Raw genomic sequence first — 25,362 nt, 5'->3', positions numbered from 1 at the left:
GCGCCCGACGGAGGGGCGCTCACACGTGCTGATCGCACTATACCCGGGGTTCCGCGATCGTCAACATGGCTCCGGTCGCCGATATTCCCGCCGCCGGCCATTCCGTGCCGGGCCGTACCGGCCGGGAAATGCTCCTTCCCTCCGGCCCGCGGGCGCCTACGATCGGCCGTGTCCGCGTCGTACCGCTGTCAGGAGCCCTGGTGGAGACCTCGTCCGCGCCGTACCGTCCGGACCCCGCCGGCGGCTGCCCGCACGCCGACAACGCCCGGCTGCTGGCGCGCGGCGCCGTGACCCCGGTCGTGCTGCCCGGTGGCGTCGAGGGCATGGCCGTGCTCGGACACGAGGCGCTCAGGGAGTTCCTCCAGCACCCCGAAGTCGCCAAGGACGCACGGCACTTCACCCAGCTGGGGGAAGGCCGCATCCCCGCGGGCTGGCCGTTGCTGACCTTCGCCACCGTGCGGGGCATGACCACCGCCGACGGCGCCGACCACCGCAGGCTGCGCGGACTGGTCAGCCGGGCCTTCACCCCGCGCCGGGTCGAGGAACTCCGGCCCTGGGTCGAGGAGTTGACCGGCACCCTGCTCGACGACCTGGAGCGGGCCGCGGCCGACGGCGACGGCGTCGCCGACCTGCGCCGGCACTTCGCACTGCCGCTGCCCATGGGCGTGATCGGCGAACTCCTCGGTGTGGACGCCGAGTTCCGCGACCGGCTGCACCACCTGACCAACCAGGTCGTGGCCACCGACATCGCACCGGCCGAGGCCGTCGCCGCCAACCGGGAGCTGGTCGCCGTCCTCGGCGCCGTCGCCGCCGCCCGCGCCGAACACCCCGGTGACGATCTCACCAGCGCCCTGATCGCCGCCCGCGACGAGGACGGAGACCGGCTCGGCCAGGAGGAGCTGATCGGCACCCTGGTCCTGATGATCATCGCCGGGCACGAGACCACCCTCAACCTGATCACCAACGCCGTGCGTGCCCTGTGCGGCCACCGCGACCAGCTCGACCTCGTCCGCAAGGGCGCCGCGGGCTGGGCGGACGTGGTGGAGGAGACGCTGCGCTGGGACGCGCCGGTCAGCTACTTCCCGTTCCGGTATCCGGTGCGGGACCTCACCGTGGACGGGACCGTGATCCCCGCGGGCACCCCGGTCCTGGCCGGCTACTCCGCCGCCGGACGTGACCCGGCCGCGCACGGCCCGGACGCCGACCGGTTCGACGTCACCCGGCCCACCCGCACCGACGCCGTCCGCCACCTCTCCCTCGGCCACGGCGCCCACTACTGCCTGGGCGCTCCGCTGGCCCGCCTGGAGGCCACGGTCGCCCTGGAACGGCTCTTCGACCGCTTCCCGGCCCTCGACCTCGCCGTCCCCGGGGACGGCCTCGCCCGGCAGGCCAGCTTCGTCGGCAACAGCGTGCGCGCCCTCCCGGTACGGCCGCACCCGCGGCCCGGCGGCTGAGGCGCATACCAGCCATACGAACCCCCGATGGCGATTCGCTGACGCATTTCTTGTTCTGGCCATAGGCCCTACCTACGCTGCCACCACCGCACTTCGGCGGCATGGACAAGGGACTTGGCAATCATGGGTCGACTGGCCGGGAAAATCGCATTCATCAGTGGAACGGGGGCCGGAATCGGCCGGGCCGCGGCACAGGTGTTCGCGGCCGAGGGGGCCACCGTATTCGGCTGCGACATCGACGAGAAGAGCGCCGCGGAAACCGTGGAACTCGTCGAGAAGGCCGGCGGTGTCATGCGTTCCCTGGCGCCGGTCGACCTTTCCACCGAGGCCGGGGCGCGGGAGTGGATCGAGGCCGGGATCGCGGAATTCGGCGGGATCGACATCCTCTACAACAACGCGTCCGCCCTGCGGAACGGCCCCTTCGAGACGATGCCCGCCGAGGACTGGTACTTCACCATCAGGAACGAGCTGGACATCCCCTACTTCTGCACGCAGGCGGCCTGGCCGCACCTGATCGCACGCGGTGGCGGAGCCGTCCTGAACGTCGCCTCCGTGGCCGCCGTGCGCGGCGCGCCCTTCATGCCCATGGTCCCGCACGGCGCCGCCAAGGGCGGGGTCCTCGCGATGAGCAAGCACCTGTGCGCGGCCGGCGCCCCGCACCGCATCCGCGTCAACACCATCGCCCCGGGCATGACCCGCACCTCGGCCACCGCACCCTTCCTCGACGACCCGAACGGTCCGAAGGCACAGCTGGAGGCGCGGATCCCGGTCGGCCGGGTCGGGCAGCCCGAGGACATCGCCCGCGCGGCGGCCTTCCTCTGCTCCGACGAGGCGGCCTTCGTCAACGGCGCCGACCTCATGGTCGACGGCGGCGACAGCGCGATGGCGGGCTGAGCGCGGATGCACGCACGACTCGACCACGTGGGCGTCAACGTACGCGACCTGCCCGCCCAACTCGACTGGTACCAGACGGTCTTCGGACTGAAGACCGTCTTCGAGTTCCGTCTCGACGGCCCCGGACTCACCGGCGTCGTCCTGGAACACCCGCACGGCTGGCGGCTCGAACTGCTCGCCAGACCCGGGTCCGTACCCGGCCTCCGGGCACCGGACCCGATGACCGCGGCCCTCACCGAGGGGTACGGGCACTTCGCGGTCACCACCCCCGAACTCGACCCCGTGTACGCCGCGTTGGTGGCACACGGAGCGGGCGAGGTCCTCGCCCCCGGTCCGTCCCCCGAACCCGGGGTGCGGATGGCCTGGGTCAAGGACCCCGAGGGAAATCTCATCGAACTCATAGAACGCGGCGGACTCGGCGAGCACGGCGAACTCGCCGAAGCCGAAGAGCGCGGCACCACCGTTAACCCGTGAGATGGAGTAGGGAATGACCAACGCTGTGAAAAGACTGGACGTGGGCACGCTCGTAGCCTGCTGTCTGGCAGTTGCCGCCGCGCAGCTGTGCATTACCGTCCCCTCGCCCATCAACGGCGAAATCCAGAGCGCATTCGGCGCCTCGGGATCGCAGGTCGCCTGGGTCACCTCCGCGTTCATTCTGCCCACCGCGATCCTGGAACTGAATTTCGGTGTGGTGGGCGACCTTTTCGGCCGTAAGCGGCTGCTGGTCCTCGGCGGATTCGTGCTGGCGCTCGGGGAACTCCTCAACGCCACCTCCCAGAACATCACCATGCTCTGGATCGGCCAGGCCCTGGCCGGCATCGGCGCCGCCGCGCTCTTCCCCAGCTCCCTGGCCGTGATCGCGGCCGCGACACCCGAGGAGAAGGACCGCGCCAAGGCGGTCTCCACCTGGGCGCTGAGCATCTCCCTCGCCTCCGCCGTCGGCCCGCTCTCCTCCGGGATCCTGGCCACGGTCGCCGACTTCCGCTGGGCGTTCGTGCCGCCGGTCGTCCTCGGCATCGCGGTCGGCATCGCCTGCTGGGCGCTGGTCACCGACTCCAAGGCGCCCGAGGGCCGCGCCCTGGACTGGCCGGGACAGATCAGCATCGCCGTCGGCCTCACCGCCCTGCTGTGGGGCATCATCGAGGGCGGCGACCGCGGCTGGAGCAGCCCCTCGATCGTCTTCGCGCTGGCCCTGGCCGCCGTGGCCCTGGTCGGCTTCGTGCTGGCGGAGCAGCGGGCCGCGTCCCCGATGTTCAACCTGGAGCTGCTGAAGATCCCGTCGTTCGCGGCGGCCGCGGTGGTCGCGCTGACCGGCATGTTCGGCTTCATCGGCACCGCCTACTGCGTCTCCATCCGGCTCGGCGCGGTGATGCACCTCAGCGCCCTGCGGGCCGGCATGCCGTTCGTGATCCTCCAGCTGATCCCGCTGCTCCTCGCCCCGGTGCTCAGCAGGATGCTGACCCGCGTCGAGCCGCGGTGGCTGCTGATGGGCGGCCTGCTGCCGATGGCCGCCGGCCAGTTCTGGATCGCCGCACTGCCCATCACCACCACCTCCCTGGCGGCCTTCATCGGCCCGGTGCTGCTGCTCGGCGTCGGCTTCATCTGCGTGGTCTCCTCGCTGACGTCGGCGGCCGTGAACGCGGTGCCGATCGAGATGACCGGCATGGCGAGCGGCGCGACCAGCCTGGTCCGCGAGTTCGGCCAGGGCCTCGGACCGGCCGTGATCAGCACCATCGCGATGAGCGCGGCCTCCTCCGCGCTGGTCGGCAAGCTGAGCGGTGCCGACGCGGGCATGGAGGCCGCGGCCGGTCCGCTGGCCGTGGTCAACGCGGGCAGCGACAGCGCCCGGGCCGCCGCGCAGGACGCCCTCGCGCACGGCATGGCCCTCGGCGTGGTGATCTGCGGCTGCGCCTCGCTGCTCGGTGCGCTGGTCACCCTGCTGCTGGTCCGCAAGAACACCGCACGGGCGACGGCCCAGCTGCCGGTGCAGCCGGCATCCGCCTGACCGCCGGCGCGACGAGAAGGCCGGGGCTCCTGCCCCGGCCTTCTCGGTGCGCCAGCTCAACTGGCGTGCAACAAACGGGCCTTGGCCGGTAACGGATGTCCCCGGACCATAACGATCCCGGTCCTGACAGGGACTTGACGTCCGGTTATGCCGTATCTTCACGACATGTCCACGCCACCGCAGCAGCCGCCGTCCTCTCCGCAGCAGCCGCCGTCGTCGTCGGCTCCGCAGCAGTCCTCGCCGCCCCCGCAGCAGCCGGACCAGCCCCCGGCGGCACCGCCGCAGCCCCAGCAGCCGCAACCGCAGCCGACCGCGTACCCGTATCCGAACCCGCAGTCGCCGCCCCCGCAGAACCCCTACGCCCAGGCCTCGCCGCAGCAGGCCAACCCCTATGCCACGCAGCCCGGTTACGGCTACCCGCCGCCGGCCGCACCGCCGGCGACCGGCCCGAACACGGCTGGCAGAGCCGTGCTGTGGGCCGCCGTGGGCGCGGTCGTCGCCTCCGCCGCCTGGGCGGGCGGCCTCTTCCTCACGGGCGGCTTCGGCACGAACGCCGACCTGCGCGGCTACCGGGCGCCCGCGAACCTCTGCTCCAGCGCCGACTACTCGTCGTTCAAGGACGAGTACCCCGTGGACGACTCGTCCCCCACGAAGAACGCGATGAAGGACCCGGCGCTGGACGAGAGCGACTGCAGTCTCAGCCTCAAGAAGACCAGCTCGAGCTACGGCGACGCCTACCTCACCATGCAGGTCGACCTGCACAGGAAGACCGACCCGGGACCGGAGTTCACGGCCACCTGGAAGAACTACGGCGACAGCCACAGCGACTACGACGTGACGCCCGTGCAGGGCATCGGCGACGAGGCCTACCTGGTCACCCAGGACACCAGCAACGGCTCCTCCACCAGCGGCTCGCGGTACGCCACGCTCGCGGTACGGGACGGCTGGATGACGTACTCCATGTCCTACAGCGCGTACTTGTCCACGTACGACAGCGACACCGACCCGCCGACCCTCGGCGACGTCACCGGCTGGCTGAAGACCGACACCAGGTCCACGCTGGAGCAGCTCAAGGACTGACGGCTCAGTCCTGGTCGAGGGCGTTGGTGATCGCCTTCACCGGGCCGTGCGCCGCGTAGCCGCCGTCGACGGTGATCTCCGCGCCGTTGACGTAGGAGGCCTCGTCGGAGAGGAGATAGACGACGAGCGGCGCCACCTCGTCGACCGTGCCCGGGCGGCCCTGCGGCGTCATGGCGAGGTGGGCGGCGACGAACACCGGGTCGGCGGTGGCCATCAGCGGGGTCTCGATGAACCCGGGGTGGACGACGTTCGTGCGGATGCCGCGCGGCGCCAGCTCCAGCGCCGCCACCTTCGACAGGCCGCGCAGCGCCCACTTGCTCGTCGTGTACGCCACCGCGTGATGCGCGGTGAGCCCGGCCACCGAGCCCACGTTCACGATCGAGGAGCCGGCCGGCATCAGCGGGGCGAGGGCCTGGATGCCGAGCAGCGCGCCGGTGGTGTTCACGGCGAAGGCCCGGTTCCAGTCGGCGAGTCCGACGTGGCCAAGACGGCCCCGCATCGGGATGCCCGCGTTGTTCACGAGGCCGTGCACGGTCTCCAGGGAGGCGGCAAGGGCCGCCCAGTCGTCCGGCGAGGTGACGTCCAGGTGGACGTAGCGGACGTCGAGCCCGTCGGCGCGCAGCGACGCGGCGAGCTTCTCGCCGGCCTCGTCCAGCACGTCGGTCACGATCACCGCCGCGCCCTCCCGGGCGGCCGCGGCCGCCTCCGCGGCCCCCTGGCCCTGTGCGGCTCCGGTGACGACGACGGTACGGCCCGCCAGGCGCGTGCGGCTCACGGCTTCCTCCAAGAGGGGTACGGGAGAGGTCCTCCCGTCCACGCTAGGAAGCCGCGGACAGCTCCGGAAACACGCTCTCCGAATGGGTGGCATCCGCCCCGGCGATCTCCGGCGGCGCCTCCTCGCCCAGCGCCGCCCCGACCCTGCGCACGGTGTCCCGCAGCCAGCGGTGCGCCGGGTCCGCGTGCCGGTTGTGGTGCCAGTACATGGCCTCCACCAGCGGCACGTCCGGGAACGGCGCCGGTACGACCGCGCAGCGCGCGAAGCCCTCGTAGCGCCGGGCCAGCCGCTCCGGGACCATGGCCACCAGGTCCGTACCGCTCACCAGGAACGGCAGCACACTGAAGCCGGGCGTGCTGACCTGCACCTTCGGGGTGATCCCGAGGGTCTCCAGCTGGCGCTCGGCGGGCGTGTGGCTCTTGCCGATGGCGCAGGCCGCGTGCGGCATCTCCGCGAGGTCGCGCAGGGTGAGCCGGCCGTCCACCAGGCGCGGGTTGCCCGGGTCGACGATGCACACGAACCGGTCGTGCATCACGGCTTCGCTGACCCCGGGCAGCTGGTAGCCGAGCGGCACGATCATCAGGTCGTGGCAGCGCAGGTGCGTCTCCGTCTCCAGCTGCCCGTCGACGATCGGGTGGAAGTCGATCCGCACACCCGGCGCCTCGGCCGCGATCACCCGCAGCAGCGGCTCCACGAACACCGTCATCACGTAGTCCGACATGACCACGGAGAACCGCTGGCGGCTGCGCGCCGGGTCGAAGTGCCGGGTCAGCGACAGCGCCTCCTCGGCCTTCTGCAGCGAGCCCTGGACGACCGGCAGCAGCCGTTCCGCGAGCGGTGTCAGCTCGTACTCGCGGCCCACCCGGATCAGCAGCTCGTCGTTGAAGTGCCGGCGCAGCCGGGCCAGCGAGCCGCTCATCGCGGACTGGCTGGTGGACAGCCGTACCCCGGCGTGGGTGACGTTCTTCTCCTCCAGGAGCGCTTCCAGTGCCACCAGAAGATTGAGATCGATCGCTCCGAGACCCACGAGTGTCCCCTTCCGGCCGGCCACGTCCTTGAAGCTTCGGTGAAACGCGAGGTTAACCAGCGGACGGCCGTCGAGGAAGGGGGTCGGGGCGACTCTCAGGAAGATGCGATGCCAGGCATGCCGTCGCCGGATACCCGCAGGTGGGGGGCCTGCGCGCACCACAGGCCCCCCACAGCTTCGGGTGCTAGGGGCGCGGGGTGCGGCCCCTCTTGCGGGCCCGCGGGAGGTACGCGTCCGCCCGCCCGGGCACGATCCGGTTGGCGAGCGTGCCCAGCCGCTCCACGGTCAGGGTCACCTCGTCGCCGGGCCGCAGCGGGGGCGGGGTGCGCTCCCCGGCCCGGCCCCAGAACTCCGCCAGCGCGCCCCAGCCGCAGGTGCCCGAGCCGAGGATGTCGCCGGGGCGCACCCAGGCGTCCCGGCTGGCGTAGGCGGTCATCTCCTCGAAGGTCCAGGACATGTTGGCGAGGGTGTCCCGGCCGATCAGCCCGCCGTTCAGGGTGACCGTCATCTCCAGGTCGAGGAAGCCCTCCGCGTCGCGCCGGTCCTCGACCTCGTCGGCGGTGACCAGGCAGGGACCGAGCGTGTTGGCGAAGTCCTTGCCCTTGGAGAAGCCGAGGCCCAGGTTCTTCTCCGGCTTCTGCAGATCACGGGCCGACCAGTCGTTGAAGACCAGGTAGCCGACGATGTGGTCCCGCGCCTGCTCGGGGGTGAGGTCCCGGCCGCTGCGGCCGATCACCGCGCCGACCTCCAGCTCGAAGTCCAGCACCGAGCAGCCCGCCGGGACCGGCACGTCGTCATGGGCGCCGTAGGCCGCGTGCGGGTTGGTGAAGTAGAAGTTGGGTGCCCGGTACCACTCCTCCGGGACGTGCTCCAGACCGTCCAGCGACTTCGACACGCCCTCGATGTGCGCCTCGAACCCGACGAAGTCCCGGATGGACGGCGGCTTCAGGGGCGGCAGCAGCCTGACCTGATCCACCGTCAACTCACTTGGCGTACCGAGGGCTTCGGCACCGGCCGCGGACAGCACGCCGGCCTCCACGAGCGTCAGGACGCTCACCCCGTCGGGCAGCGGGTGGACCACCCCGTCCCGCACCACCCCGGCGCGCTCCTCGCCCTCGTGCTCGTATGTCGCGAAACGCATGGCTGCTCACTGCTCCCAGTGGTTGGTGTTGGTGACGGTCCCGGCGCTCAGGTGGCCGGCGAACACGCCCTTGGGGTCGCGGGCGGCCCGGATCCCGTTCAGCCGCCGCCACTGCTCGTCCCCCATGAACCGCAGCTGCCGTACCGTGAAGTCGGAGTCGCCGAGGTACTGGCCCGCGGTCACCGGCCGCATCGCCGCCATCGCCTCGTCCAGCCAGCCGCGCAGCTCCGCGTCCCGGCCGGGGGCGTCGTGCACGACGTAGCTCGCGCAGTAGATCTCCGACTGCAACGAGAAGGCCATGTCGGGGAGTTGCCGTAGTGGCGCCATCGAGAACCAGATGGAGAAGGTCTGCCGGGTCGGATGCTCGGTGAACGCCTTGCGGATCGCCGGGACGACCTCCTCGGCGCTGCCGGTCAGCCAGGCGTTGTCGACGAAGTAGCGGTGACCCTCCGGGTTGGCGGTGCGCTGTCCGGCCAACTGCTCGGCGAGGGTGGTGGGTTGCGCCTCGACGCGGAACAGCGCCCGGTCCGCGTAGGGATTGGCGTGCAGGGGCGCGAGCGCCTCGGCCGCTTCTTCCGGGCTGTCGGTCATCGAGACGCCGGTGACCAGCAGCACCGGTCCGTCGAGGTCGGGCGGGGTCTGGGTGAGCGCGACGATCTCGACCAGGTCGGAGACCGTGTGGTGGACGCCGTGCAACCAGGTCATGACCTCGTCGAAGAGGTCGAGGGGGTAGGCGTGCACGGTGTGCGCGAGATGCCGGGGGAGCGGGCGGGTGCGCAGGTGGAAGCGGGTGACGACGCCGAAGAAGCCGGGGCCCGCCCCGCGCGCCGCCCAGAACAGGTCGCTGTTCTCGCTCTCGTCCGCCCTGACCAGTTCGCCGTCGGCCGTGACGACGTCGATCGCCACGATGTTCTCGGCCGCCCACCCCCAGCCGCGCGCGTTCCAGCCCTGCCCGCCCTGCAGCAGGAAGCCGCCGATGCCGACGGACGGGCAGTGCCCGCCGTTGAAGAAGCGCCCGAACGTCCCGAGATACGGGTTGAGTTCGTCACCGCCCTTCACACTCGGGGTGGCCGTCACGATCCCGGTCGTCTCGTCGTACGCCATCTCGCGGTGGCCGCCGAGGTCGATCAGCAGCGCGTCCCGGCGCACCGACCAGGCGGCCCAGCTGTGCCCGCCGGAGCGGACGGCGACCTGCCAGCCGCGCTCCAGGGCGAGCCGTACGCCCTCGACGACGTCCTGTTCGGTGACCGCCCTGAGCACGGCGGCGGGGGTGCGGTCGGCGGGGCGGCGGGCGTTGAAGATCCTGCCGTACACGGCCTCCTCGAAGTCCTCGTCGCCGGGGAGGTGGAGGGTGCCGGAGAATCGGTTCGTGTTCACGGGCGGCTCACTTGACTGCGATGGGATTGACGGGGGCACCGATGGCACCGGTCACCGGCAAGGGTGCCGCGACCAGCAGGAACTCGTGGACACCGTCGGCCGCGCAATCCTCCGCGAGGGCCTCCAGGTCCCACATCTCGCCCAGTGGCAGACCCATGTGGGGGACGGCGATCCGGTGCAGCGGCGACTGCACCGGACCGGCGAATTCGTGCGGCCGCACTTCGAGGCCGTACGTGTCGGTGGCGACGGCCGCGATCTCCGTGCGGTGCAACCAGCCGAGGGTGGTGAAGGACAGGCCGGGCGCGTCCCCGGCCGCGTACCCGGCCCACGCGCCGAGCCGCCGTACCCGGCCGAGCTGTCCGGTGCGGACGAGAACGATGTCACCCCGGCGCACACTGGAGGTGGCCCCCTGCGCCTCGACGGTGTCCCGCAGGTGCTCCTCCAGGATCGGGAAACCGTCGGGGAGTTCACCTCGCGCGTCGCCGACCGCCCGGCCGACGTCGAGCAGCACTCCGCGGCCGGTGAAGGCGTGGCGCAGGTGCTCGATGCCGGTCACGGCGTCGCCTTCGTCGGTGGCGGTGGACGAACTGCCGTGCCATGACTGCTCGGTGTCGTGGCCGAGACCCAATCCGTGCCACCGTGTGGTGGCCCGGGGCCCGGCCTCGTGGATCTCCTGGGCCAGCGAGACGGAGCGGCCGCGCCGGACCAGACCCGCGGCGTGCGCGCGGATCGCGTCGTCGACGAAGTTGAGCGTGCCCAGTACGTCGTCCTCGCCCCAGCGGCCCCGGTTGCGGTAGGCGGCGCGGGCCTTGGCCAGCTCTTCCTCGACGGGCCCCAGGATCATCGGGTGTGTCCTTTCAGCAGCAGGTCGAGCGCGTTGCCGCCGGCGATCGCGTCCCGTTCGGCCGGGTCGAGGCCGGCCGCGTCCAGGCGGGCCACCGGGTCGGTCACCCCCATGTCGAAGGGGTGGTCGGTACCGAGCACCACCCGGTCCGCGCCCACCTCCTCGACCAGATGGCGCAGTGCGCGCGGGGTGTAGACGAGGGCGTCGAACCACATCCGCCGCAGATAGGAGCTGGGCGGTTCGGCGCAGCCGCGCGCGTCCGGCCGTACCTGCCAGGCGTGGTCGGAGCGGCCGATGTACGTCGGCAGGTAGCCGCCGCCGTGCGCGGCGACCAGCTTCAGGCGCGGGAACCGGTCCAGGACGCCCGTGAAGATCAGGTGGGAGAGCGCGACGGTGGTCTCGGTGGGCTGGCCGACCGTGTTGCCGAGATAGCGCGTGGCGAGCCGCTCACCGAGCGAACAGCCCCACGGGTGGACGAACACGACCGCGCCCAGCTCCTCGGCCTTCAGCCAGACGTCGTCGTGCGCCGGGTCGGCCAGCTCGCGGCCCTCGACGGTGGTGGAGACGCTGATGCCGTACAGGCCCAGCTCGGTGACCGCCTTGTCCAGCAGGGCCACCGCGAGGTCCGGGTGCTGGAGCGGTACCGTGCCGAGGCCGTACAGCCGGCCGGGCGCGGCGGCGCAGTGCGCGGCCACCGCCTCGTTGACGGTACGGGCCAGTTGCACCGCGAGGCCGGGGCCGGCCCAGTAGTGGTGCATGGGCATCGGGCCGACCACCTGGAGGTCGACGCCCATCGCGTCGAGGTCGGCCAGTCGGGTGTCGACGTCCGTCAACCTGCCTGCCAGGCCCTGGAGTTGTGCCTTGTTGGCGGCCAGTGACTCGGGGGAATGGGCGCGCTGCTCGGCGGCCAGCTCGGCGGCGAAGCCTGTGGTGCCTGCCACGAGGGCGTCGGCCTCCGGCACTGCGAGATGGCCGTGGAAGTCGACGACGGGCGTGCTCATGCGGCCACCGTCAGGGAGGCGAGCGTCTCCGACATGATCCGGGCCGGGTCGGCGCCCGGGGTGTCCGGGTGGATCTCCCAGTCGGCGAGCTGCAGGGAGTTGTCCAGCACCATGCGGACGCGGGGCAGCCGCCGGGCCATGAAGCGTGCCAGTGCCCGGGGCAGCGGCTCGTCGGCGGTGACCAGCTCGGCCAGCAGCACCGCGTCCTCCATGCACATCGCGGCACCCTGCGCGATCAGCGGCGGGCAGGCGTGGGCCGCGTCCCCGATCACCATGGCCCGGCCCCGGTGCCAGTCCTCGTCGACCAGGACCGCCTCGATCCAGCGGTAGTCCACCGCCGTGTCGTCCGGCAGCGAGGCGAGGATCTTCCCCCAGGTGCCGCCGTACCCGGCGCCGCGCTCACGCAGCAGGTCCAGCGAGGCGCGCGGCCCGATCAGGGAGGCGTCCAGGTTCTCGTCGAGGAGGTAGGCGTAGCACTGGTCCTCGGAGATCGGGCTGTAGCCGGCCTTGTAGCGGGGACCGCCGTAGTACACCTCGGCGCAGTCCATCTCGGCCGGGCGCCGGGCCACCACCCGGAAGATCGACATGCCGACCGGGCGCGGCCCGGTGGTGATGCCGATGAGCGCGCGCATCGCCGAGTTGATGCCGTCCGCGCCGACCACCAGGTCGTAGCGGCCGGTGGAGCCGTCGGTGAAGGTCACGTCCACATGGTCGGCGGACTGGTCGAGGCCGCGCACGCTCAGGCCCAGGCGGACGGTGACGCCGTGCGCGTACACCGCGTCGCACAGCGCGTTCTGCAGGTCCGAGCGGAGCGCGCCCGCCGTGGACGGCAGGTCCGCGCCGCCGGTGTGCGGGGTCTCCAGCTCGGTGATCAGACCGCCGTCCGCCCGGCGCAGCCGCATCAGGTCGAACGGCACCGCCCGGGCCAGCACCCGGTCCAGCACGCCCACCGAACGCAGCGCCTTGAGGGCGTTGCCCTGGATGGTGATGCCATGGCCCACCCCGAACCACTGGGGCGAGACCTCGACGAGCTCCACCCCGACCCCGCGCTGGGCGAGGGCGAGACACAGCACGCTTCCGGTGATGCCGCCGCCGACGACGAGCACCTTGTTCACGGGCATGGGCGATCCTTGCGAAAGTAGAAAGGCAGGTGGTGGGGGCCGGCAGCTTTCAGCCGGTGAAGCGGGGGCCCAGCTCGCGGTAGTGCTCGACGGCCGGCGGGGCGGCGAAGAACGGGCCGACCAGGGCCCGCCAGCGCGCGAACCGCTCCGACTCCCGGAAGCCGACCGTGTGCGCCTCGACCGACTCCCAGCCGACGAGCAGCAGGAAGGTCCGCGGCCGCTCCGCGCCACGCAGCAGCTCGGCCCAGCGGAACCCGTCCGCCTCGGCGAGCACCTCGCGGGCCTTGCCGAAGACCTCCTCGAATTCCGCTTCCCGGCCTTCCTCGACGGTCAGCTCGGCGTGCTCGACAACCACGGTGCGCTCCTCGGTTCGGGGTGGCACCGAGCCTGATCGGCGGTAGGTGCAGGGTCAACGGATCGAGGCATCGGCAAGGGGGACGTCATCCATCCCGTACGGCGATGGAGCCGCAGATGGGGGCACGGAACCGCAGGCGATGGCAGGCATCGCGAACGGCCATTTCCGCCGACCGCCCGCGATGCCTAGCGTCGAAGGCGAGCCCGCACCCGTACGAGGAGAGCCGCCCGTGCCCGAACCTTCCCCCTCCCACGCCGGACCCTTCGCGCTCGGCACCTTCAGCGACGGAGCGGCCCCCTTCCCCGGCCTGGTCGCCGGCGCCCGGGTCCGCGACCTCTCCGGCACGGTCGCGTCGGTACGCGCGCTGGTCGAGGACTGGGACACCTGGCTGCCCCGCCTGCACGAGCTGGCCGCGGCCCCCGACGGCCCCTGGCGCGACCTGGCCGACCTGCGGGTCCTGACGCCGGTCGAGCCGGGCCAGATCCTGCAGAGCGGCGCCAACTACCGCAAGCACGTGGTCGACCTGGTCGCCGCCGAGAAGGAGAGCGTGCACGGCGCCACCCCCGAGGAGGCCCGCGCCGACGCCGAGAAGATGATGGACGAGCGGATCCGCTCCGGCGTCCCCTACATCTTCCTCGGCTCACCGCGCGCGCTGTGCGGGCCGTACGACGACGTCGTGCTGCCCGCGCTCGGCGAGCAGCACGACTGGGAGCTGGAACTCGCCCTGGTCATCGGGAAGCCGGGGAAGGACATCCCGGCCGCGGAGGCGATGTCGTACGTCGCCGGGTACACGATCAGCAACGACCTCACCACCCGCGACCGGCTGTACCGGCCCGACCTGAAGGCCATCGGCACCGACTGGTTCACCGCGAAGAACGCCGACACCTTCCTGCCGACCGGACCGTTCCTGGTCCCCGCGGAGTTCGTCGGCGACCCGGGCGACCTGCGGATCACGCTCCGGCACAACGGGGTGATCCGGCAGGACGAGTCCACCAAGGACATGATCTTCGACATTCCCCGGCTGATCGCCTACGCCTCCACGACCACCACCCTGCGCCCCGGCGACCTGCTGCTCACCGGCTCCCCGGCCGGCAACGGCGCTCACTGGGGGGTCTTCCTCAGGCCCGGAGACGTGATCGACGCGGAGATCACCGGCCTCGGCCATCAGCGCAACACCGTCAGGAGCCACGCATGAGCTTCCAGCCCATCACCCATCTGCGCCATGTCGACCTGGCCGTACCCGACTTCGCCGTGCAGCGGGCCTTCTACGGCACCACCTGGGGCCTGACCGAGGTAGCCAACGACAGCGGCATCGCGTTCTTCGCCGCCGAGGGCAGCCCCGAGCAGTACGTCGTGCGCATCCGCGAGGACGAGCGGAAGCGGATGGACCTCGTCGCCTTCGGCGCAGTGTCACCGGCGGCCGTCGACGAACTCGCGGTACGGCTGGGCCGGGCCGGCGTGCGGATCGTCCACGAGCCCCGCGCACTCGACACCCCCGGCGGCGGCTACGGGCTGCGGTTCTTCGACCCCGACGGGAGGGTCGTCGAGGTCTCGGCCGACGTGGCCACCCGCGCCCACCGGAAGATCGAGGAGCGCGAGGCCGTCCCGGTGCGGCTCTCGCACTGTGTGGTCAACTCCCAGGACCCGGAAGGCCTGCGGGACTTCTACATCCACAACCTCGGCTTCCGGCTCACCGACACCCTGTACTCCACGCACATGGGTGACCTCATGTACTTCCTGCGGTGCAGCCCGCTGCACCACTCCTTCGCCATCGCGCGCGGCCCCCATGTGTCGCTGCACCACGCCTCGTTCGAGATGCGGGGGGTGGAGGAGTACATGCGCGGCACCGGGCGTGCGCTGCGCGCCGGGACCCGGCTCACCTGGGGCCCGGGACGGCACCTGGCGGGCGACAACACCTTCTCCTACTTCCACGACCCGCACGGCAACACCGTCGAGTACACCACCGAGCTGGCCGTCCTCGAAGAGGACCTGTGGCACCCCGGCCGGCACGACGTGGACGACCCGGTCACCCAGGACCAGTGGGGCACCGCCGACCCGATGAGCGAGTCGGTCGCCAAGGAGCAGTTCAACGACCCCGACGTGCTCTTCGAAGCGCCCCCGGTGTAACCCCGATCCTTCCGAGAAAGGCCGCAGTTGTGGCAGAGATCCTGAAGCACGCCGTACCCAAGGCCGAGGTGGCCGCCTCCCTCGACCAGGTGCGTGAGACGGTGGCCGGTGTCATCGCGGACGTCCGCGAGCGCGGTGACGCGGCCGTCCGCGCGTACTCCGAGAAGTTCGACAAGTGGAGCCCCGACTCCTTCCGGCTGAGCGCGGAGGACGTCGAGAAGATCGTCGCCTCGGTGCCGCAGCAGGTCATCGACGACATCACGTTCGTCCAGGAGCAGGTCCGCACCTTCGCCCGCCACCAGCTCGACTCGATGGGCGAGTTCGAGGTGGAGACGCTGCCGGGCGTGCGGCTCGGCCAGAAGCACATCCCGGTACAGGCGGCCGGCGCCTACATCCCCGGCGGCCGCTACCCGCTCACCGCCTCCGCCCACATGACGATCGTCACCGCCAAGGTGGCGGGCGTGCCGCGCGTGGTCGCCTGCACCCCGCCGATCCACGGCGAGATCCCCGCCGCCACCGTCGCCGCCATGCACCTCGCGGGCGCCGACGAGATCTGGCTGCTCGGCGGCGTCCAGGCGGTGGCCGCGATGGCCGTCGGCACCGACACCATGGAGCCCGTCAACCTCATCGCGGGACCCGGCAACGCCTATGTCGCCGAGGCCAAGCGCCAGCTGTTCGGCGAGATCGGCATCGACCTGTTCGCCGGACCCACCGAGATCCTGGTCCTCGCCGACGACCGGGCCGACCCGTTCGTCTGCGCGGTCGACCTGCTCTCCCAGGCCGAGCACGGCCCGGACTCCCCGGCGGTCCTCATCACCACCTCCCACGAGGTCGCCGAGCAGACCATCGCCGAGGTCGAACGCCTCCTCCCCGGCATGCCCACCCGCGACTTCGCGGAGCCCGCGTGGCGCAACCACGGCCAGGTGCACGTCGTCGGCTCGGTCGACGAACTGTACGAACTCGCCGACGCGTTCGCCTTCGAACACGTCGAGGTGCTGACCGCCGAACCGCGCCTCGCGCTGGAGCGGATGACCCAGTACGGCGCCCTGTTCCTCGGCGAGGGCACCTGTGTGTCGTTCGGCGACAAGGTGATCGGCACGAACCATGTGCTGCCCACACGTGGTGCCGCCCGCTACACCGGCGGCCTGTGGGTGGGGAAGTACCTCAAGACGGTCACCTACCAGGAGGTCACCGACACCGCCTCGCAGGCCCTGCTCGGGCGGCTGTGCGGGCGCGCCTCCCGGGTCGAGCTGTTCGAGGGCCACGCCCGCTCGGGCGACGTACGGGCCGCGAGGGCCGCGGGCGACGCGCTGCCCTGGAACGAAGCGTGAGCCTCGACGGCCGTACGGCACTGGTCACCGGCGGGGGAGGGCCGCTCGGCCGGGCCTTCGCGCTGGCGCTTGCCGGCGCCGGCGCCCGGGTGGTCCTGGTCGGCCGGAACGAGCAGGCCCTGGCGGAGGCGGCGGCCAAGGTGGGCGACGCGGCCCGCACGGCGGTGTGCGACGTCTCGGATCCCGCGTCCGTACGCGCCCTGGCCGCCGCACTCGCCGACGAGGACGTGTCGTTGCTCGTCAACAACGCCGGTGTCGCGGGACCGGTGCGGCCGCTCGTCGACATCGAACCCGGCGAGTGGGACGACGTGTTCGCCGCCAACGTGCGCGGTGTCTACCTCATGTGCCGGGCCTTCCTGCCGCCCATGCTCGCCGCCGGACGGGGCGACATCGTCAACGTCGCCTCGGTCAGCGGCAAACGCCCGCTGCTCAACCGGACGCCGTACACCGCCTCCAAGATGGCGCTGATCGGCCTCACCCGGACGCTGGCGGGCGAGGTGGGCCCGCACGGTGTCGCGGTCAACTCCCTCTCCCCGGGCCCGGTGCGGGGGCCCCGCATGGACCGCAACTTCCGGCTCACCGCCGAACTCACCGGCTGCACCGTCGAGGAGGCGGAACGGGACTTCGCCTCCCGGGCGGCGCTCGGCCGGCTGGTGGAGGAGGACGAGGTCGCGCGGGCACTGGTCGCCATGCTGGCGATGCCCGGGTTGTGCGGGGCGGACATCGACCTGTCGGCGGGGATGGTCGCACCGGCGTAGGCACACGGTCGGGTACGGCGAGGTGGACGGCGCACAGGCCGTCCGCCTCGCCGTCGTGTGCACCCACCGCCGGGGACTGTGGCCACTCTGTGTGATCGCCATGAAGCAGGCCGCACGATCGAAGGCATCGGGTTCCGGAATGCGTGTGTGCAATGCCTGTCCCGGGTTTCCCAGGGCTGATTCACTCCGACCTGCACACCTCTGGTGCTCCCGTCGCCTCGGTTTCGTCGGGCGACTCGTAACTCTGCGCGACGGCGCACTCGCGCACTCCATCCGTGGAAAGGCCTGCAATGACGCTGACATCCCGACGCTCGTTCCTGATCGCCGGTTCCGCCACGACAGCGGCCGTGCTCGTTCCGGTCGCCTCCGGCACCGCCACCGCCGCGCCGAAGGCGTCGGGCAGGACGATCTCCGTCGCCGCCGGGGAGACCTACGAACTCGCCGCGACCACCCGGGTCAGCCAGTTGACCATCGGCGACGGCGGCCGGATCGTCGCCCCGGACGGGTACGACATCAGCCTCACCGTCGACGGCGTGGAGACCGGCCAGCTGCTGACCGCGACCGGCGCCACCGGGACCCTCGTCCAGGCCGGCACCTACCGCGGTGACGTCGTCCTCACGGTCGCGGGGTCGAACGACGTGACCTACCAGACGCTGACCTTCCCGTTCCGGCAGGCCCTGTACGTCGGTGCGGACGGTGTCGACTCCGCGAAGTCCGTGCTCTCCGCCGTACGGGGCGGCAAGGTCACCGACACGGCCGCCCGGAACGTGTCGATCGCCTCCACCGGCGAGTGCTTCAACGGCGTCTACGTGGAGAGCGGCGACTACACCCTGCAGGGCCCGACCATCACCCTGGACGGCAACGGCCGTTCGGACTTCGCCGGGTACGGCGCGGCCGTGGTCGGCGACGGCTCCGCGACCAGGCTGGTCGTGGACGGCGCCCGGATCAGCAACAAGGGCGTGGTCCGCACCACCGTCATCGCCAACGGCGGCGCCAACGTCCTCGTCAAGGACTCCTTCCTGCGGGCCCGCAACGGCGTCCTGCCCGCCGACTACCAGGCCACCGTCGAGACCCCGTACATGGAGTCGGTGCCCTGGATGCTGGGCCTGGACGGCAACGTCCGCGCCACCAACCTGATCGGCGCGGGCAGCATCGCCACCTACCTCAACTCGACCGTGTTCTCCGAGACCTGGGGCGCGCTGTCGGTCGAGGGCGGCAGCGGCCTGAAGCTGACCGCGATCAACAGCCATGTCGGCAATACCGGCGACTACGGCTACGGCACCTACGCCATCGGCGACGCCACCGTCCGCGTGCTCGGCTCCCGCTTCGACGTCGGCTCCTACGCGACGATCATCGCGGGACCGGCCGCCGTCGTGCACTACGGCGACAGCACCCGCGCCGCCGTCGCCGCCCTCAACACCGAGCTGGAACTCGGCCTGTCCAACGCGGAGTTGCGGGGCATCCCGGAGCGCAGCACGGTGGTCAACTCCGGCCACTTCGGCTACATGTTCTTCGGCGCCGGCCAACTCACCCTCGACGGTGGCACCGTCGTCAACTCCGAGCGGGCCACCTTCCTCAACAAGGGCCAGCAGACGACCATTTCGGTGGACGGCTCGCAGGGCGCCCGGCTCAACCCGCGGGACGGCATCATCCTCCAGATGATCGAGCTGGACGACCCGGGCCCGGTCCCCGTCAACGGCAAGATGATGAACATCGGCGTCTACACCGAGCCCACCACCGACCCGGCCAAGAACTCCTCGTTCGACGTCACCGCCGTCCACGCCACCGACGGCGCCGCCACCTTCAGCTCCATCAGGCTGAAGGGCGACTTCTACAACGGCATGCGCAACGGCAAGAACATGGTCCTCACCTTCGAGGACTCGTCCGTCCAGGGCGTCATCTCGGCGACCGGGGCCAAGCACCGGGTGTCCTCGATCGACTCGTCCACCTTCTACGAGCTGGGCATCGTCACCAACACCGTGCAGGCCGCCGTCAACAACGGCGTGGTCGTGCGGCTGAACAGCGGCTCGACCTGGACGGTCACCGGGACGTCGTACCTGACCAGCCTCACCCTCGCGGCCGACGCCGCGGTGCGGGCGCCGCGCGGCCGGACCGTGACGCTGACGGTCGACGGCACCGAGACGGCGATCACCGCGGGCGCCACCTACACGGGCGCCCTCACGCTGACCGTGGCGTGACACCGGACGGCGCGGGCGCGGCCCCCGCCGGGCCGCGCCCGCGCCGTGTGCTCCCGTAAGCTGGCCGGATGTTCAGCCCCGAAGGCCCGAGCCTCCGTGAACTCACCGTCCAGGCGCTGTCCTCGGTGGAGCGCGGCTACGACCTGCTGGCCCCGAAGTTCGACCACACCCCCTTCCGGACACCCGACCCGGTCCTCGACGCGGTCGCGAAGGCGCTCGCTCCGCTCGGCCCGTTCGAGGACGGCCTCGACCTGTGCTGCGGGACGGGAGCCGGTACCCAGGTGCTGGCCAGGGTGTGCCGGCACAGCGTCACCGGGGTCGACTTCAGCGCCGGCATGCTGGAGGTCGCCCGCCGGCAGCCGACGCCCGGGGGCCCGGACGTCACCTATGTGCGCGGCGACGCCCGGGCCCTGCCGTTCGGGCCCGCCTTCGACCTGGTCGTCAGCTTCGGGGCGTTCGGGCACTTCCTGCCCCGGGAGCTGCCCGGCCTCTTCGGCCAGGTGCGCGCGGTGCTGCGGCCGGGCGGGACCTTCGCCTTCCCGGTGCTCGCGCCGCCGCGGCCCACCAACCCCGGGTTCTGGATGCTGCTGGGCTTCGACGCCGTGATGCGGGTGCGCAACGCCCTGTGGCGGCCCCCGTTCGTCATGTACTACCGGGCCTTCAGGCTCGGCGGCGTGCTGGGGGAGCTGGCGCGGGCGGGGTTCGGCACGGACCTGTACCCGCTGCCCGAGTTCGGCGAGCGCGACGACGGCAGCCCGCGCGCCCGGCTGGTCGTGGCCCGGCTCGGTCAGCCCGCCGCCGGCACCGTGAACTCGTAGACCAGCGCGTCCTGCTGGGCGTCCACCACCAGGTCGGTGATCTCCAGGGGGCGGGCGTACTGGTCGTGCACCCGGCGGGTCACCCGCACCGAGGACGCGTCCGCGACCTGGGTGATGGAGTCCCGGTGGTGCAGCGTGAGGCCCGCCTTGCGCATCCAGTCGTAGGCCCGGCGCAGCTGCGCGGCGGCACAGCCGTCGGCCCGGTCCCGGTAGCGGCCCAGTTCCTCGACCTCGGTCAGGGCCACCGCGGAGAACGAGGTCACGGCGGAGCGCAGGGCGTGGCCGTCGGGGGAGGCCGACTCGTAGCGGTGCACCAGGGTCGGGCGGTGCGGGGCCAGGCCGAGCGCCGCCGCGTGCTCGGGCGACGGCTCCTCCCAGGTCACCGTGGCCCGGTCGACGGCACCGTGTTCCGTGGGCCCGGCGCCCACCGGGAAGGCCAGCGAGACCGGGCTCTCCACCGGCCGGCCGGGCAGCGTCGCGTGGCTGCCGCGCCGGTCGGTGGCCACCAGTCCGCTGTGCCGCAGCACCTCCAGCGCCTGCCGGACGGTCTCCCGGCTGACCTCGAAGTGCCGCGCCAGCTGCCGTTCCGCGGGCAGCCGTTCACCCGGCGGCAGGGTGCCGTCGCGCAGTTCGCCGAGGAGTTGTGTCGCGATCCGCCAGTACAGGGGCTGCCCTTCGGTCTCGGAGTGGTCGTGGGGGGTGGTGCGGGCCATGCCGCGCCTCCTGTGGGTGACAGGTCCTGGTCACCGGGCACGCGGACAGGCGTGCTGACGCCTGCCGGCGGGCCCGATGACAAGACGTAGCCGTGCGGGTTCGTTCCGCGACCACATCTAGCATTGGTCTAAACCATCAGGGAAGAGCGGCTGACGGGTTCGGCCGAAACCGTGCGGGCCTCACAGACTCGCGTAAACGGCGTTGACCAGGGCCGTCTTCCGGGGGTCGTCCGCGATCCGCGGTCCCATGCGGTTCATGACGTATCCGAGGGAGACCCCCGCCTCCGGGTCGGCCAACCCGCAGGAGCCGCCGAACCCGTCGTGCCCGAAGGCCCGCGGGTTCGGTCCGTACGAGCCGTTCGGCCCGCTCAGCCACAGCCCCAGCCCGATCTCGGTCTCGTGCTCGAAACCCGCCCCCAGCACCAGATCGCGGCAGCTGCCCTGGCCCTCCCGCACCCGCTCGGCAGCCTCCGGCGACAGCACGCGCCGGCCGCCGTACTCGCCCCGGCCGGCGAACACCCCGTACAGCGCCGCGACCGCCCGTGCGGTGCCGTGCCCGTTGGCCGCCGGGATCTCGGCCGCCCGCCACTCGGGGGTGTTCGCCGCGCTCGCGCCGACGCCCGGGTTGGCCAGGGCGGCAACGGCGGCCGGCGCCATCTGGCTGAAGATCGCAGCCTGCTCGCTGTCCGACACGACCCGGGGATGTTCCAGCTCGGCCGCCCGGCCCGATTCCTTCTCCGGCAGCCCGACGGTGAAGTCCACCCCCAGCGGCCCGGTGACCTCCCGCTCCAGGAACGCCCCCGGCAGCAGCCCCGACACCCGCCGCACCACCTCGCCGACCAGGAAGCCGTAGGTCAGCGCGTGGTACCCGGACCGCGTCCCCGGCTCCCACCAGGGCTCCGTCGCCGCCAGCCGCGCGGTCGTCAGCTCCCAGTCGTACAGGTCCTGCAGCGAGTGCGGCTCGCGCAGCCCGGACAGCCCGGCCCGGTGCGCGAGCAGATGGCGGACCAGGACCCGCTCCTTGCCGGCCGCCGCGAACTCGGGCCAGTAGGCGGCCACCGGCGCGTCGAGGTCGAGCAGGCCCCGGTCCGCCAGGATGTGCGCACACAGCGCCACCGGGCCCTTGGTGGTGGACCACACGTTGACCACGGTGTCCCGCTCCCACGGCCGGCTGTGCGCCGGATCCGCCCAGCCGCCCCAGAGGTCCACCACCGTCTCGCCGCCGACCGTCACCGCGACGGCGGCACCCAGCTCCTCCCGGTCCCGGAAGTTCTCCTCGAACGCCTCCCGCACCGCCGCGAAACGCGGATCGCAGTGGCCGTGGACCTGCGGCTGCGGCTGCGGCTGCGGCTGCGGCTGTGACTCGTGCTCGGACATGCGCCCTCCGTCGTACGCCGGAAAACCCGGACCGCGACGCTGCGGCCCGGGCACCCCGAACGTACCGACTGGTCGGACTGGAGGGAAGCGCAGCGGGAAGAACGGACGGGAGGTCAGAGCAGGAAGAGCCGCCCGGCCGGCTCCTGGTGCCCGTCGGCGGAGTGCCAGTAGTCCCGGCTCTCCACCGCGAGCCCCTGCGCGTCGAAGCGCACGAACACGCACCCGGCCAGCGTGACCGCCGCGCCCCCCTCCTCGGACCGGACGCGGAACTCCGCGGCCGCGACCCCGTCCGGGCCCACCAGCGGCGCCGAGAACCTGATGTCCGTCACCCGCTCCGCCTCGAACGACCAGCGCAGGTAGGCGGCGAGTTCGTCGCGCCCCCGGTGCGGGGCGCGGAACGGCATCGAACGGTGCACGCAGTCCTCCGCGTACAGGGCGAGCAGCGCGTCCACGTCGTGCGCGGCCCAGCCCCGCTCCCAGACCCGGACGAACCGCTCGGCGGCCTCCCGCGTGTCCATCTCCGCCGCCTCCTCAGACGTACGAACGCAGCCAGCGCGCCTTCGCCGCCTCGTGGTACGGGCCGCCGCCCTCGTGGTCGTTGAAGTCGTACACCTCGATCGTCTTGTCCTCGTGCGCCCAGGAGTTGAAGGCCGCGTAGACCGTGGAGGGCGGGCAGGTCTGGTCCTCCAGGGCCGCCGAGAACAGCGCCGGGGCCCGGCCGCGGGCCGCGAAGTGCACCCCGTCGAAGTACGAGAGGGTGCGCTGCACCTCCGCCGAGCGGCCGCGGTGGGTCTTGAGGAACAGGGCGATCTCCCGGTACGGGTGACGGTCCGTCAGGGTGGTGGCGCGCGGGAAGTCGCACAGGAACGGCACGTCCGGCGCGACCGCCACCAGGTCGGGCACCAGGCCGCCGACCGCGATGGTGATCCCGCCGCCCTGGCTGGCGCCGAGCGCCACGGTCCGCGCCGCGTCGGCCAGCGGATGCGAGCGGGCCGCCTCCACCGCGCGGACCGCGTCCGTGAACACCCGGCGGTAGTAGTAGTTCTCGGGCGCGTCGATGCCCCGGGTCATGAACCCGGGGTACGACGGCGCGCCGCCCACCGGGTCCGCGGTGCCGCCCCCGCCGCCCCAGGCGCTGCCCTGGCCGCGGGTGTCCATCGTGAAGTGCGCCCGTCCCGTCGACGCCCAGAGCAGGTTCTCGTGCGCCAGCCCGCGCCCGCCGCCGTACCCGACGAACTCCACGACCAGCGGCAGCGGCTCGGTGGCGCCGGCCGGCAGCCGCAGCCAGCCCCTGACCGGGTGGCCGCCGAACCCGGCGAACGTCACGTCGTAGACGTCGACCGTGGACAGCCCGGCGTCGACCGGCTCGAAGCGGGCGCCGAGATCGTGCTCGCGGGCTTCCTGGAGCGTCTTGGACCAGAAGGCGTCGAAGTCGTCCGGTGCCACCGACTCGCTGCGGTGTTCGCGGAGCTCGTCCAGGGGAAGGTCGAACAGGGCCATCAACAACCGCCTCGGTGAAGGAAAGGTGCGGATGATCACACCGTACGTGGGTGGTCCGACGAATCGCCAGGCCTCTGCGCCGACCGACTCCTACGATGAACCCATGCCCTCAGCTGTCGATCTGCTGGTCAGAGACGCCGGACTGCTCGTCGTGGACGGCGGGCGGGAGATCCCGGGCGGCTGGGTGGCCCTGGCCGGTGGTCGGGTCACCTCGGTCGGAACGGCCGGCGGCGAGCCCGCGGCCCGTACGGTCCTGTCCGCGTCCGGACGGCTCGTCACCCCCGGCCTGGTCAACACCCACCACCACATCTACCAGAACCTCACCCGCTCCTACGCCCCGGCTGTCAACGGCTCTCTCTTCGAGTGGCTGACCACCCTCTACCCCCTGTGGGCCGGCCTCGACGAGGAGGCCGCCTACGTCTCCGCGTACGTCGGCATGGCGGAACTCCTCATGGGCGGCTGCACCACCTCCTCCGACCACCTCTATGTGCACCCGCGCCCCGGCCTGGTCGACGCCGAGATCCGCGCCGCCCGCGACATCGGCTTCCGCTTCCACGCCACCCGCGGCTCGATGACCCGCTCCGTCGAGGACGGCGGACTGCCGCCCCGGAGCGTCACCCAGACCACCGACGAGGTCCTCGCCGACAGCGAACGGCTGATCAAGGCCCACCACGACCCCGCGCCGGGCGCCCTGGTCCGGGTCGCGCTCGCCCCCTGCTCACCCTTCTCGGTGACCAGGGAGGTGATGACGGCGAGCGCCGAACTCGCCGAGCGGTACGATGTCCGGCTGCACACCCACCTCGCCGAGGACCACGACGAGGACACCTACTGCCTGGCGACCTACGGCTGCCGTCCCGTCGAGTACTTCGAGGACTGCGGCTGGCTGGGCGACCGCACCTGGGTCGCCCACTGCATCCACCCGAACGACGACGAGCTGCGCCGGCTCGCCGCCGCGGGCGTCGGCGTCGCGCACTGCCCCAGTTCCAACATGCTCATCGGCGGCGGCACCGCCCGGGTGCGGGAGATGCGCGAGCTCGGAATGCCCGTGGGCATCGGCTGCGACGACTCGGCCTCCACGGACCACGCCTCCCTCTGGATGGAGACGCGCAACGCGCTGCTGCTCGGCCGCTACCGGGGCGGGCCCGCCGCCATGACCGCCCGGGACGCCCTCGACATCGCCACCCGCGGCTCGGCCCGCTGCCTGGGCCGCGCCGACGAACTCGGCCACCTGCGCCCCGGCGCCTGCGCCGACCTGGTCGTCTGGGACCTCCACGAGGTCGCCCTGGCGGGTGCCCTCACCGACTCCGTGGAGGCCTGGCTGCGGTGCGGACCCGCGCGGGCGTGGACGACGGTGGTCGGCGGACGGGTGCTGGTCGACGGGGGCGAGCCCGTCCTGCCCGGGCTGGCGGACGCACTGCGCACGCACGCGCGCGTGGCCCGCCGCCTGCAGGCGGCCGGCTAGCGGG

24 protein-coding genes are annotated in these 25,362 nt (G+C 72.2%); 12 read left to right on the top strand and 12 right to left on the bottom strand.

The annotated features are described in order from the left end of the window. Positions 1-200: 200 nt before the first annotated feature. From ACFZB3_RS28445 to ACFZB3_RS28425, 5 genes are all read left to right on the top strand, one after another. The gene (locus ACFZB3_RS28445) at positions 201-1,454 is read left to right on the top strand and encodes a cytochrome P450 (protein ID WP_391380031.1); all 1,254 of its coding nucleotides are present in this window, start codon (positions 201-203) and stop codon (positions 1,452-1,454) included. Positions 1,455-1,577: 123 nt separating this feature from the next. Beyond that, positions 1,578-2,348: an SDR family oxidoreductase gene (locus tag ACFZB3_RS28440; RefSeq protein WP_391380029.1), complete on the top strand. Its 771-nt coding sequence runs from the start codon at positions 1,578-1,580 to the stop codon at positions 2,346-2,348. Positions 2,349-2,354: 6 nt separating this feature from the next. Then, on the top strand, positions 2,355-2,822 hold the full coding sequence (locus ACFZB3_RS28435; RefSeq protein WP_391380027.1) for a VOC family protein: 468 nt from the start codon (positions 2,355-2,357) through the stop codon (positions 2,820-2,822). A gap of 13 nt (positions 2,823-2,835) precedes the next feature. After that, positions 2,836-4,353, top strand: coding sequence for an MFS transporter (locus ACFZB3_RS28430; protein WP_391380025.1), 1,518 nt, complete (start codon positions 2,836-2,838; stop codon positions 4,351-4,353). A gap of 165 nt (positions 4,354-4,518) precedes the next feature. Next, positions 4,519-5,433, top strand: coding sequence for a hypothetical protein (locus tag ACFZB3_RS28425; protein WP_391380023.1), 915 nt, complete (start codon positions 4,519-4,521; stop codon positions 5,431-5,433). 4 nt (positions 5,434-5,437) lie between these two features. On the opposite strand, the gene ACFZB3_RS28420 is transcribed toward ACFZB3_RS28425, so the two are convergent. The 8 genes from ACFZB3_RS28420 to ACFZB3_RS28385 form a co-directional block, all read right to left on the bottom strand. After that, positions 5,438-6,208 carry an SDR family oxidoreductase gene (locus tag ACFZB3_RS28420; RefSeq protein WP_391380021.1) on the bottom strand — a complete coding sequence of 257 codons (771 nt, stop codon included), beginning with the start codon at positions 6,206-6,208 and terminating at the stop codon, positions 5,438-5,440. A 43-nt stretch (positions 6,209-6,251) separates the two neighbouring features. Then, complete coding sequence (locus ACFZB3_RS28415) at positions 6,252-7,202, bottom strand: LysR substrate-binding domain-containing protein (protein ID WP_391380019.1); 951 nt, start codon at positions 7,200-7,202, stop codon at positions 6,252-6,254. A 217-nt stretch (positions 7,203-7,419) separates the two neighbouring features. After that, the gene (locus ACFZB3_RS28410; RefSeq protein ID WP_391380017.1) at positions 7,420-8,376 is read right to left on the bottom strand and encodes a fumarylacetoacetate hydrolase family protein; all 957 of its coding nucleotides are present in this window, start codon (positions 8,374-8,376) and stop codon (positions 7,420-7,422) included. 6 nt (positions 8,377-8,382) lie between these two features. After that, positions 8,383-9,753 (bottom strand): FAD-binding protein, encoded by a 1,371-nt coding sequence (locus ACFZB3_RS28405; protein ID WP_391380015.1) that lies wholly within the window; start codon positions 9,751-9,753, stop codon positions 8,383-8,385. 7 nt (positions 9,754-9,760) lie between these two features. Continuing rightward, positions 9,761-10,597 carry a cyclase family protein gene (locus ACFZB3_RS28400; protein ID WP_391380012.1) on the bottom strand — a complete coding sequence of 279 codons (837 nt, stop codon included), beginning with the start codon at positions 10,595-10,597 and terminating at the stop codon, positions 9,761-9,763. After that, a complete protein-coding gene (locus ACFZB3_RS28395) occupies positions 10,594-11,598 on the bottom strand; it encodes an amidohydrolase family protein (RefSeq protein ID WP_391380010.1) in 1,005 nt (334 codons plus the stop codon). The genes ACFZB3_RS28400 and ACFZB3_RS28395 overlap by 4 nt, the downstream gene beginning before the upstream one ends. After that, the gene (locus ACFZB3_RS28390) at positions 11,595-12,719 is read right to left on the bottom strand and encodes an FAD-dependent monooxygenase (RefSeq protein ID WP_391380008.1); all 1,125 of its coding nucleotides are present in this window, start codon (positions 12,717-12,719) and stop codon (positions 11,595-11,597) included. Before ACFZB3_RS28390 ends, ACFZB3_RS28395 begins: the two co-directional genes overlap by 4 nt. 49 nt (positions 12,720-12,768) lie before the next feature. Beyond that, positions 12,769-13,074: an antibiotic biosynthesis monooxygenase gene (locus tag ACFZB3_RS28385; protein ID WP_361282222.1), complete on the bottom strand. Its 306-nt coding sequence runs from the start codon at positions 13,072-13,074 to the stop codon at positions 12,769-12,771. Positions 13,075-13,303: 229 nt separating this feature from the next. Here ACFZB3_RS28385 and ACFZB3_RS28380 point away from each other — a divergent pair, with 229 nt between their 5' ends. The 6 genes from ACFZB3_RS28380 to ACFZB3_RS28355 all read left to right on the top strand — a co-directional run bounded on the left by ACFZB3_RS28380 (position 13,304) and on the right by ACFZB3_RS28355 (position 20,306). After that, the gene (locus ACFZB3_RS28380; protein ID WP_391380006.1) at positions 13,304-14,269 is read left to right on the top strand and encodes a fumarylacetoacetate hydrolase family protein; all 966 of its coding nucleotides are present in this window, start codon (positions 13,304-13,306) and stop codon (positions 14,267-14,269) included. Further along, entirely contained in the window at positions 14,266-15,201 is a 936-nt protein-coding gene (locus ACFZB3_RS28375; RefSeq protein WP_391380004.1) for a VOC family protein, read from the top strand. Before ACFZB3_RS28380 ends, ACFZB3_RS28375 begins: the two co-directional genes overlap by 4 nt. 29 nt (positions 15,202-15,230) lie before the next feature. Continuing rightward, complete coding sequence (gene hisD, locus ACFZB3_RS28370) at positions 15,231-16,532, top strand: histidinol dehydrogenase (protein WP_391380002.1); 1,302 nt, start codon at positions 15,231-15,233, stop codon at positions 16,530-16,532. After that, positions 16,529-17,290 carry an SDR family NAD(P)-dependent oxidoreductase gene (locus ACFZB3_RS28365; protein ID WP_391380001.1) on the top strand — a complete coding sequence of 254 codons (762 nt, stop codon included), beginning with the start codon at positions 16,529-16,531 and terminating at the stop codon, positions 17,288-17,290. The genes hisD and ACFZB3_RS28365 overlap by 4 nt, the downstream gene beginning before the upstream one ends. A 290-nt stretch (positions 17,291-17,580) precedes the next feature. Further along, a complete protein-coding gene (locus tag ACFZB3_RS28360; protein ID WP_391380000.1) occupies positions 17,581-19,488 on the top strand; it encodes a hypothetical protein in 1,908 nt (635 codons plus the stop codon). 68 nt (positions 19,489-19,556) lie between these two features. Further along, positions 19,557-20,306 (top strand): methyltransferase domain-containing protein, encoded by a 750-nt coding sequence (locus ACFZB3_RS28355; RefSeq protein WP_391379998.1) that lies wholly within the window; start codon positions 19,557-19,559, stop codon positions 20,304-20,306. Here ACFZB3_RS28355 and ACFZB3_RS28350 read toward each other — a convergent pair. The 4 genes from ACFZB3_RS28350 to ACFZB3_RS28335 all read right to left on the bottom strand — a co-directional run bounded on the left by ACFZB3_RS28350 (position 20,276) and on the right by ACFZB3_RS28335 (position 23,896). After that, positions 20,276-21,019 carry a GntR family transcriptional regulator gene (locus tag ACFZB3_RS28350; RefSeq protein ID WP_391379996.1) on the bottom strand — a complete coding sequence of 248 codons (744 nt, stop codon included), beginning with the start codon at positions 21,017-21,019 and terminating at the stop codon, positions 20,276-20,278. The genes ACFZB3_RS28355 and ACFZB3_RS28350 overlap by 31 nt on opposite strands. A 180-nt stretch (positions 21,020-21,199) precedes the next feature. After that, on the bottom strand, positions 21,200-22,396 hold the full coding sequence (locus ACFZB3_RS28345; RefSeq protein WP_391379993.1) for a serine hydrolase: 1,197 nt from the start codon (positions 22,394-22,396) through the stop codon (positions 21,200-21,202). 113 nt (positions 22,397-22,509) lie between these two features. Further along, positions 22,510-22,914 (bottom strand): nuclear transport factor 2 family protein, encoded by a 405-nt coding sequence (locus ACFZB3_RS28340; protein ID WP_391379991.1) that lies wholly within the window; start codon positions 22,912-22,914, stop codon positions 22,510-22,512. A 13-nt stretch (positions 22,915-22,927) separates the two neighbouring features. After that, positions 22,928-23,896 carry an acetylxylan esterase gene (locus ACFZB3_RS28335; RefSeq protein WP_391379989.1) on the bottom strand — a complete coding sequence of 323 codons (969 nt, stop codon included), beginning with the start codon at positions 23,894-23,896 and terminating at the stop codon, positions 22,928-22,930. Between the two features lie 103 nt (positions 23,897-23,999). Here ACFZB3_RS28335 and ACFZB3_RS28330 point away from each other — a divergent pair, with 103 nt between their 5' ends. Further along, positions 24,000-25,358 (top strand): 8-oxoguanine deaminase, encoded by a 1,359-nt coding sequence (locus ACFZB3_RS28330; RefSeq protein ID WP_391379987.1) that lies wholly within the window; start codon positions 24,000-24,002, stop codon positions 25,356-25,358. Positions 25,359-25,362 lie beyond the last annotated feature (4 nt).

It is taken from the genome of Streptomyces sp. NPDC008092 (assembly GCF_042957285.1).
In the GTDB taxonomy this organism is placed as follows: Bacteria; Actinomycetota; Actinomycetes; order Streptomycetales; family Streptomycetaceae; genus Streptomyces.
Note: the sequence above shows the minus strand (reverse complement) of the source record. Positions and strands in the feature narration are given on the sequence as shown.